The sequence below is a fragment of the Nonomuraea sp. NPDC001684 genome, from assembly GCF_053596515.1.
In genome coordinates, this window is the sequence record NZ_JBSFGJ010000416.1 from 1 (window position 1) to 8,244 (window position 8,244).

At 73.4% G+C, this 8,244-nt stretch carries 8 protein-coding genes; 7 read left to right on the plus strand and 1 reads right to left on the minus strand.

The genetic code is table 11. The features are described from left to right. The 3 genes from ACWCSD_RS41910 to ACWCSD_RS41920 all read left to right on the plus strand — a co-directional run. A partial coding sequence (locus ACWCSD_RS41910) for a pseudouridine synthase (protein ID WP_449923342.1) occupies positions 1 to 1,475 on the plus strand: 1,475 nt, incomplete at its 5' end. Positions 1,476 to 1,547: 72 nt separating this feature from the next. Beyond that, positions 1,548 to 1,907 carry a chorismate mutase gene (gene aroH / locus ACWCSD_RS41915; protein WP_357968329.1) on the plus strand — a complete coding sequence of 120 codons (360 nt, stop codon included), beginning with the start codon at positions 1,548 to 1,550 and terminating at the stop codon, positions 1,905 to 1,907. A gap of 91 nt (positions 1,908 to 1,998) precedes the next feature. Then, the gene (locus ACWCSD_RS41920; protein ID WP_397166190.1) at positions 1,999 to 3,093 is read left to right on the plus strand and encodes a prephenate dehydrogenase; all 1,095 of its coding nucleotides are present in this window, start codon (positions 1,999 to 2,001) and stop codon (positions 3,091 to 3,093) included. Between the two features lie 63 nt (positions 3,094 to 3,156). On the opposite strand, the gene ACWCSD_RS41925 is transcribed toward ACWCSD_RS41920, so the two are convergent. Continuing rightward, on the minus strand, positions 3,157 to 4,011 hold the full coding sequence (locus tag ACWCSD_RS41925) for a glycosyltransferase family 2 protein (protein ID WP_449923346.1): 855 nt from the start codon (positions 4,009 to 4,011) through the stop codon (positions 3,157 to 3,159). A gap of 118 nt (positions 4,012 to 4,129) precedes the next feature. Between ACWCSD_RS41925 and ACWCSD_RS41930 the strand changes: the two genes are divergently transcribed. From ACWCSD_RS41930 to der, 4 genes are all read left to right on the plus strand, one after another. After that, a complete protein-coding gene (locus ACWCSD_RS41930; RefSeq protein ID WP_397166193.1) occupies positions 4,130 to 4,735 on the plus strand; it encodes a TetR/AcrR family transcriptional regulator in 606 nt (201 codons plus the stop codon). Positions 4,736 to 4,748: 13 nt separating this feature from the next. After that, complete coding sequence (locus ACWCSD_RS41935) at positions 4,749 to 6,107, plus strand: carotenoid oxygenase family protein (protein ID WP_449923350.1); 1,359 nt, start codon at positions 4,749 to 4,751, stop codon at positions 6,105 to 6,107. A 54-nt stretch (positions 6,108 to 6,161) separates the two neighbouring features. Beyond that, the gene (cmk, locus tag ACWCSD_RS41940; protein ID WP_397166197.1) at positions 6,162 to 6,818 is read left to right on the plus strand and encodes a (d)CMP kinase; all 657 of its coding nucleotides are present in this window, start codon (positions 6,162 to 6,164) and stop codon (positions 6,816 to 6,818) included. Positions 6,819 to 6,854: 36 nt separating this feature from the next. Next, a partial coding sequence (der, locus tag ACWCSD_RS41945) for a ribosome biogenesis GTPase Der (protein ID WP_449923353.1) occupies positions 6,855 to 8,244 on the plus strand: 1,390 nt, incomplete at its 3' end.

An 8,244-nucleotide genomic window follows, 5' to 3' on the forward strand; every position in this document is an offset into this window, starting at 1 on the left:
GCCCGCGTGGCGGCGACCGTTTCGACCGTCCACGCCGTGAGGGCGGTTTCGACCGTCCGCGTCGTGAGGGCGGGGACCGGCCGCGTGGCGAGGGCTTCGGCGGGGCTTCCCGGCCCGGCGACCGGAGCAGGTTCGGCGACGACCGGCGCGGCGGCTACGGCGGCGACCGGCGCGGTGAGCGCGGCGGCTACGCCGGTGGCGAGCGCGGCGGGTACTCCGGCGACCGCGGCGGCTCCGGCGGCCGTGGTGGATACTCCGGCGACCGTGGCGGCTCCGGCGAGCGCGGTGGCTTCTCGGGTGACCGTGGCGGGTTCTCCGGCGGCCGCGGCGGGTTCTCCGGCGGTCGTGGCGGATCCTCCGCGGGCCGCGGCGGCTACGCGGGCGAGCGGCGCGGGGAGCGTGGCGGTTACGCCGGCTCCCGTGGCGACGGGCGTCCCGTACGCGGCGGCGACGGCGAGCGTCAGGAGCGCGGCGGCTTCCGTGCCGACCGCGGCGGGCGCAGGGACGACGCTCCCAGGTCCGCCTCCGCCGGCAACACCCGCGCCCGCTTCGGCAGGCGCGAGGACAACCCCCGCGGGCAGCAGCCGCGCACCCCGAGGCGCGACGACGTGCAGACGCTCGGCGGCGGACGTCGTACGGCCGGCGCCGAGAGCCCCCAGGCCAGGCGCGTCAAGGCCGCCCGTCAGCCGCTGCGCGACCGTGCCTTCTACGACGACGACTACACCGACGAGCGCGACACCACCGAGGTGCCCAACGGCGTTCGCCTGCAGAAGGTGCTCGCCCAGGCGGGCGTGGCCAGCAGGCGCGCCTGCGAGGAGATGATCGGCGACGGCCGCGTCACGGTCAACGGCCAGGTCGTGCGCCGCTTCGGCGCCAAGGTCGACCCCGCCGCCCAGGTCATCCACGTCGACGGCAAGCGCATCCCGACCGCCCCCGACCTCGTCTACTACGCACTCAACAAGCCGATCGGCGTCGTGTCCACCATGGACGACCCGCAGGGCCGCCCGTGCCTGGCCGACTACGTCGAGGAGCTGGCTCCCCGCCTGTTCCACGTCGGCCGGCTCGACACCGAGACCGAGGGCCTGCTGCTGCTCACCAACGACGGCGAGCTGGCCAACCGGCTGACGCACCCGAGCTACGGGGTGCAGAAGAAGTACTGGGCCAAGGTGCCGGGGCCGATCCCGCGCGACCTGGGCCGCAGGCTCAAGCAGGGCATCGAGCTGGAGGACGGCATCGCCAAGGCCGACAGCTTCGCCATCGTCCAGGAGCACGGCCAGCAGGCGCTGGTCGAGGTGGTGCTGCACGAGGGCCGCAAGCACGTCGTGCGGCGCATGCTGGAGGAGGCCGGTCACCGGGTGATCGACCTGGCCCGGATCGAGTTCGGTCCGGTGAAGCTGGGCCGCACCAAGGCCGGCACGGTCCGCGCGCTGAGCCTGAAGGAGGTCGGCGAGCTTTACGCGGCCGTGAAGCTGTAATCTGGCCGGAACGCAGGGGCCCGTGCGCATTCTCCGCACGGGCTCTCCCGCTATGGAAGGGGAACAGGGCGCATGGTGCGGGCGATCCGCGGGGCGATCCAGGTGGATGCCGACGACCGCGACTCGATCATCCAGGGGACGACCGAGCTGGTCCAGGCGATCATGGAGCGCAACAGCCTGACCACCGACGACGTGATCAGCGTGCTGTTCACCGCCACCCCCGACCTGACCTCCGAGTTCCCCGCCCTCGCGGCGCGCAAGCTGGGTTTCCACGACGTGCCGCTGATCTGCTGCACCGAGATCGGCGTGCCGGGGGCGCTGCCGCGCGTGGTGCGCCTGATGGCGCATGTGGAGACCGACCGTCCGCGGGCAGAGATGCAGCATGTGTATCTGCGGGGCGCGGTGGCGCTGCGGCAGGACATCGCCCAGTAGGCGACCGGCGTGAGCCGGATCGTCGCGCGGCACGTGCCTGACGGACACGGCAGGCAACACTCTCACTAGCCCGATAAATCAGGACATCGATATGGCCTCGGAACTCCGTACCGTGCTCGTCGTCGGCACCGGTCTCATCGGCACCTCGGCGGCCCTGGCGCTGCGCAAGCACGACGTGCGCGTGCTGCTCGCCGACCGTGACGCGGCCGCCGTGCGGCTGGCCAGGGAACTGGGCGCGGGCGAGGAGTGGGAGCCGGAGCGGCTGCCCGCCGGGCAGGTCGACCTGGCGGTCATCGCGGTGCCCCCGGCGCACGTGGCCGACGAGCTGCTGAAGCTGCAGAGCCGCGGCGTGGCCCGGTTCTACACCGACGTCGCCAGCGTCAAGGCCGAGCCCATCCGCATGGCCGCGCGGCTCGGCTGCGACCTGACGACCTACGTCGCCTCCCACCCGCTGGCCGGGCGGGAGAAGTCCGGTCCGGGCGCGGCCAGGGCCGACCTGTTCCTCGGCCGGCCATGGGCGCTCTGCCCGACCGGCGAGGCCGCCGACGACGCCAGGGCGGCGGTGCTCAAGCTGGTCGAGCTGTGCGGCGCCAACCCCGTCGAGGTGGGCGCGGAGGAGCACGACCGCGCGGTCGCCGTCGTCTCGCACGCCCCGCATGTCGCCGCCTCGGCCGTGGCGGCCCGCCTGGCCGACGCCACCGAGGTCGCGCTCGGCCTGGCCGGGCAGGGGGTGCGCGACGTGACCAGGATCGCGGGCGGCGACCCCGGGCTCTGGCTCGGCATCCTGTCGGGCAACGCGACCCCGGTCGCCGAGGTGCTGGAGGCGGTCTCCCGCGACCTGGCCGAGGCCGCGACCGCGCTGCGCTCCCTGGCCGAGGGCGACGGCACCGCGAGCGGCGACCTCACCCAGCTCCTCAAGCGCGGCGTCGCCGGGCACGGGCGCATCCCCGGCAAGCACGGCGGTCCCGCTCCCGCGTACGTGGTCGTCCAGGTGGTCATCGGTGACCGTCCCGGCCAGCTGGCGCGGCTGTTCCAGGTGTGCGACGAGGTCGGCGTCAACGTCGAGGACGTGCGGCTGGAGCACGCGCCCGGGCTGCCCCTGGGCATCGCCGAGCTGTGGGTCCAGCCGGACGCGGCCGCCCCGCTCGCCGACGCCCTGCGCGAACGCGGCTGGCAGGTCCCCTGACGTTCACTGACCGGGGGCACTGAGCACGACGCGACGGGCCGGCGCCGAGCCCCGCCCACGGCGTCAGCCGGCCGTGCGCTCCAGTCTGCGGCGGGCGCGTTCCACGGCGACCGGCAGGCCGCGCCGGGCGGCCAGGGCCCTGGGCAGCCGCCGTACGGCGGTGCGCAGCCCCTCCCGGCCCGCCGGACCGCCCAGCAGCGCCTCCAGGGACCGGCGCGCCACCACCGGCCAGGGACGGCGCAGCACGGCGGTCAGCACGGCGTTGCGCGCCGCCAGCGCCTGCCTGCCGCGCGGGTCGCGGGCGGGGGAGGGGTGGTGGTGGGCGACGACGTCGTCCACGTAGGCCAGCCCCCAGCCGCGCGCGGCCAGGTCCACGGCCAGCCGTTCCTCCTCGCCGAAGAAGAAGATCACGTCGTCGAAGCCGCCCGCCTCCAGGAACGCCTCCCTGCGCACGACGGCCCCGCAGGCCAGGAAGCCCAGCACGCTCGGCCCCGGCAGGTCGTCCTCGACGCCGAGCGGGGAGTCGCGCATCGCCTCCGACGCCGCGTCCAGCCGCTCCTGCGGCCCGACCAGCACGCGCGCGCCCAGCACGGCCAGGCGGGGGTGGGCGTCCAGCACGTCGGCGGCCAGTTCCAGGGCGCCGGGCGCCCACCAGGAGTCGTCGTCGGCGAAGGCGACGTAGGGCGTCTCGGCCAGGCGCACGCCGACGTTGCGGCCCGGCGCGCCCAGATTGGCCCCCGCCTCGACCACCTGGACGTCGGGGAAGTGCTTGCGGACGAACCCGGCGGTCCCGTCGGAGGAGCCGTTGTCGACGAGGATCACCGGCCTCGGGTGGCGGGGGATCGTCCGGGCCAGCGTTCTGACCCGGTCCCTGGTGGCCACCACGACCGTGACCCGCGCTCGGTTCGTCTCCGTCACGCCGGACCTCCTTACCTGGGCGGACGCCCTTACTCCTCGCCGGCGGCATTGACGGCGGGACGCAGGAGGCGTACAAAGGTCGGTAACAGCGTTACCGAGAAGAAACGGTGTTACTCACATGGCGGTCACCGCGTACCGGCAAGCCCAGCAGGAAGGCCAGAGCGTGGTCAGGACGGCCATTCTCGACGCCGCCAAACACCTGCTCGTCGCCGAGGGCCCGGCGGCGCTCACCGTCCGGCGCATCTCCGGCGAGGTCGGCTGCTCCACGAAGGTGATCTACACCCTCTTCGGCGGCAAGGACGGTCTCAGCGAGGCGCTGTGGCTGGAGGGCTTCGCCCGGCTGGAGGCGCGCCTGCTGGCCGTCCCCGCCCAGGAGGACCCGCTCCCGGCGTTGCACGCGGGCCTGGCGGCCTACCGCGAGTACGCGCTGGACGAGCCCGACTACTACCGGGTCATGTTCCAGAACGCGATGCACGGCTTCCAGCCCGCCCCCGACGCGGTCGCGGCCGGCCGGCGGACCTTCGACATCCTGGTCGAGGCCGTGGCCGCCTGCCTGGAGGCCGGACGGCTGCGCGGGGCCGACTCCGGCGAGATAGCCGACGTGCTGTGGATGGCGATCCACGGCGCGGTGAGCCTGGAGATCTCCGGCTTCTTCGACAGCGCCGAGGCGGAGCGGCGCTACCGGCTGCTCTACACCTCCGTGCTCACGCCGTTCCTGACCTGAGAGGAAGCGCACGATGACCAGCACCCCCTTCCGCAACGGCTTCGCACCCGCGACGGAGGAGATCACGGCCTTCGACCTGGAGGTCACCGGCCGCATCCCCGCCGAGCTCGACGGCCGCTACCTGCGCAACGGCCCCAACCCGCTCAGCCTCGACGACCCGGCCGCCACCCACCTGTTCATGGGGGAGGGCATGGTCCACGGCGTGCGGCTGCGCGGCGGGCGGGCCGAGTGGTACCGCAACCGGTGGGTGCGCAACGCCGAGGTGGCCCGCCGGCTGGGCGAGCCACCGGCGCCGGGCCCGGTGCACGCGGGCATGGACTTCGCGGCCAACACGCACGTCATCGGCATCGCCGGGCGCACGTTCGCGACCGTCGAGGCGGGCGGGCTGCCGTACGAGCTGAGCTACGAGCTCGACACGGTCGGCGCGTGCGACTTCGTCGGCGGCCTGCCCGGCGGGTACGCCGCCCACACCCACCTCGACCCGGTCACCGGCGAGCTGCACGCGATGGCCTACTTCGCCGGCTGGGACCACCATCAGCACATCGTGATCGACCCCAAGGGCGTGGTGGCCCAGGTCAGGGACATCCCCGTCGCCGACCGCCCGATGCTGCACGACTTCGCGCTGACCCGCCGGTACGTCGTGATCTACGACCTGCCGGTCACGCTCAGCATGGCCCACGCCGAGCGCGGCGCGCCGCTCCCGTACGCGTGGGACAACGCCCGGCCCGCCCGGCTCGGCCTGCTCTCCCGCGAGACCGGCGACGTGCAGTGGGTGGAGATCGACCCCTGCTGGGTCTTCCACACCCTCAACGCCTACGACGACGGCGACCAGGTCGTGGTGGACGTCGTCCGCTACCCCAAGCGGTTCGTGGACGCCCGGCTCGACCTGGGCGGCGCGCCCACGCTCGACCGGTGGCGCATCGACCCCGGCGCGGGCCGGGTCACCACCACCCGCCTGGACGACCGCCCCCAGGAGTTCCCCCGCATCGACGAGCGCCGCACCGGCAGCCCGTACCGCTATGGCTACACCTCGGCCGCCGCCGACCTGCACGACGTGATCTACCCGGCCGCCGAGCTGGAGGACCTGCCGGACGAGGCGTTCGACAACACGCTCATCAAGCACGACCTGGAACGCGGCACGCAGGAGGCGCGGCGGTTCGGGCGCGGCGCGTACGTGGGGGAGCCGGTCTTCGTGCCCTCCGGCGCCGCCGAGGACGACGGCTACCTGCTCACCTACGTCAACGACCCGGCCAGGGGAGCGGCCGACCTGGTGATCCTTTCGGCCCAGGACTTCACCGGCGAGCCGGTCGCGGTCGTGCACCTGCCCGCCAGGGTCCCGCTCGGCTTCCACGGGAGCTGGATCGCGGACTGACCGGAGGCGGTAGCCTCTTCAGGTTGGGGAAACACACGTGAAGAGGGAGAGGCCGTGTCCGGTCTGGTCGTCGCCATGGACGGTCCTTCGGGGTCGGGCAAGTCGAGCGTGTCGCGCGGGGTCGCCCGTGCGCTGGGCCTGCGTTACCTCGACACCGGGGCCATGTACCGGGCGATGACGTGGTGGATGCTCCGGCAGGGCGTCGACCTGGCCGATCCCGAGGCGGTCGCGGCCCGTTGCGGCGAGCCGTCCATCGTCTCCGGCACCGACCCCGAGGGGCCGACGATCCTGGTCGACGGCGTCGACGTGGGCGGGCCCATCCGGGAGGCCGAGGTGACCGGCTCGGTCTCCGCCGTGGCCGCCGTCCCCGAGGTGCGCAGGCGGCTGGTCGCGCTGCAGCGGGAGATCGCCGCCGCCGGTGACATCGTGGTCGAGGGCCGCGACATCGGCAAGGTCGTCTGCCCCGACGCGCCCGTCAAGGTCTACCTGACGGCCAGCGCCGAGGCCCGTGCCCGGCGCAGGAGCGCCGAGCTGGCCGGCTCGACGGTGGAGGCGCAGCAGGCCGCCATGGAGCGGCGTGACACCCTGGACTCGACACGTAAGACGGACCCACTCTCGATGGCGGATGGCGCCGTCGAGCTCGACACCACCGCGCTGAACCTCGAAGAGGTCATCGCGGAGGTGCTGAGGCTGGTCAAGGAGCGCACCTGACCTCCAGGTGCGGTACTCACCTAAGGATGAACAAGCATGTCAACGGGGGATTGGGTCGAGGCTGACCTCGACGAGCTGGAAGTCACCGAGCACGGCGACACCACGCCTCTGCCGGTCGTGGCCATCGTGGGCCGCCCCAACGTGGGCAAGTCCACGCTGGTCAACCGCATCATCGGCCGCCGCGAGGCAGTCGTGGAGGACGTTCCGGGCGTCACCCGCGACCGCGTCACCTACGACGCCAACTGGCGCGGCCGCCGCTTCACCGTCGTCGACACCGGCGGCTGGGACCCTGACGCCACCGGCATGAACCTGCGCATCGCCGAGCAGGCCCAGGTCGCCGTCGAGCTGGCCGACGTGATCGTGTTCGTGGTCGACGCCACCGTGGGCGCCACCGACGCCGACGAGATCGTGGGCGCGGTGCTGCGCCAGTCGGGCAAGCCGGTGCTGCTGGCCGCCAACAAGGTCGACAACCAGCAGCTGGAGCTGGAGGCCGCCGCGCTGTGGGCGCTCGGCCTGGGCGAGCCCTACCCGGTCTCCGCGCTGCACGGCCGCTCCAGCGGCGACCTGCTCGACGTGGTGCTCGACGCGCTGCCCGAGACGCCGCAGGTGACCTTCGGCGGCGAGCGCGGCCCGGCCCGCGTGGCGCTGCTCGGCAAGCCCAACGTGGGCAAGTCCTCGCTGCTCAACAAGCTGGCGGGCGAGGAGCGGGTGCTGGTCGACCCGATGGCGGGCACCACCCGCGACCCGGTCGACGAGCTGATCGAGCTGGGCGGGCGCACCTGGCGCTTCGTCGACACCGCCGGCATCCGGCGGCGCGACCGCGAGCTGCAGGGCGCCGACTTCTACGCGGCCATGCGCACCCGCGCCGCCCTGGAGCGCTCGGAGGTGGCGATCGTGCTGATCGACGCCAGCGAGCCGCTCACCGAGCAGGACCTGCGGATCATCGGCCTGGTGATCGAGTCGGGGCGGGCCATGGTGGTGGCCTTCAACAAGTGGGACCTCGTCGACGAAGACCGCCGCTACTACCTGGAGAAGGAGATCGACCGGCAGCTCGTGCGCACCCCGTGGGCGCTGCGGGTGAACATCTCCGCCAAGACCGGCCGCCACATGGACCGGCTGGTGCCGGCGCTGGAGAAGGCGCTCGACTCCTGGTCCACCCGGGTGCCGACGGCGCGGCTCAACGCGTTCCTCACCGAGCTGGTGCACGCGACGCCGCCGCCCGTCCGGGGCGGCAAGCAGCCGAAGATCCTGTTCGCCACGCAGGCGTCCGTCGAGCCGCCCAAGTTCGTGCTGTTCACCTCCGGCTGGCTGGAGGACACCTACCGGCGCTTCATCGAGCGGCGCATCCGCGAGGAGTTCGGGTTCGCCGGGTCGCCGATCGACGTCACGATGAAGATCAGCGAGAAGCGCCCGAAGAAGGACAAGT